Below are 347 nucleotides of genomic sequence, written 5' to 3'. Positions count from 1 at the left end.
GTAACCATGACCACCAAATCAAAGGACCTACACCAGTAAAATTATTGATCTATAGTATCTTCATACTACCTATATTATTCGGATTTATTATTCCAGATAGAGCATTGGACAGTTCCATTGCAGCAAACCGCGGTATCCAATATGGTTCTGGACTTGTTATTAATCAAGTAAGCCCTCAAATTAATGATGATGAAGAGAACTCATTAGCTCGGGCTGAAGCTTTCTTAGAAGATCCAGAAGCATATTTAAACAGTCTTGATCAGTTCAGTGAAAATTATATTGAAGAAGAACATAATCCTTATGCTATTGAATCCTTATACGATCAAGAATGGTTCAATGAATATTAC

General features: G+C 34.6%; 1 protein-coding gene. It reads left to right on the top strand.

Features of this window, described 5'->3' with window-relative positions:
* Nucleotides 1-347: DUF1980 domain-containing protein (locus AOA61_RS27855; protein WP_143521274.1), on the top strand; the 347-nt coding region annotated here is incomplete at both ends.

The sequence above is a fragment of the Pseudomonas sp. 2995-1 genome (assembly GCF_002742505.1).
Lineage (GTDB): Bacteria > Pseudomonadota > Gammaproteobacteria > Pseudomonadales > Pseudomonadaceae > Aquipseudomonas > Aquipseudomonas sivasensis.
The sequence above is the reverse complement of the archived record's forward strand: the minus strand, read 5'-3'. Positions and strand labels throughout refer to the sequence as shown.